The organism is Streptococcus cristatus (genome assembly GCF_003943505.1).
Classification (GTDB): domain Bacteria; phylum Bacillota; class Bacilli; order Lactobacillales; family Streptococcaceae; genus Streptococcus; species Streptococcus cristatus_E.
In genome coordinates, this window is record NZ_RJPS01000103.1 from 1 (window position 1) to 583 (window position 583).

The following is a 583-nucleotide window of genomic DNA, read 5'->3' on the forward strand; positions in this document are numbered from 1 at the left end:
GCTCAAGCTCAATGACGCTGCTCAATGACGCTGAGGCACTTGTGCTTACTGATACAGACTGGCTTGCGCTCATTGAGGTTGAAGCTGATTCACTTGTTGAAACTGACTGGCTCAAGCTCAATGACGCTGAAGCTGACTCGCTTGTTGAAACTGATTGACTCAAGCTCAACGATGCTGAGGCACTTGCACTTGCTGAGACAGACTGGCTCAAGCTCAATGACGCTGAAGCTGATTCACTTGTTGAAACTGATTGACTCAAGCTCAACGATGCTGAGGCACTTGCACTTGCTGATACAGACTGGCTGGTGCTCAATGAGCTTGAAGCTGATTCACTTGCTGAGACTGACTGGCTCAAGCTCAATGACGCTGAGGCACTTGTGCTTACTGATACAGACTGGCTTGCGCTCATTGAGGTTGAAGCTGATTCACTTGTTGAAACTGACTGGCTCAAGCTCAATGACGCTGAAGCTGACTCGCTTGTTGAAACTGATTGACTCAAGCTCAACGATGCTGAGGCACTTGCACTTGCTGAGACAGACTGGCTCAAGCTCAATGACGCTGAAGCTGATTCACTTGTTGAAAC

1 protein-coding gene is annotated in these 583 nt (G+C 48.5%); it reads right to left on the bottom strand.

The annotated features are described in order from the left end of the window. On the bottom strand, positions 1-583 hold a 583-nt coding region (locus tag D8792_RS11230; protein ID WP_185758464.1), incomplete at both ends, for a hypothetical protein.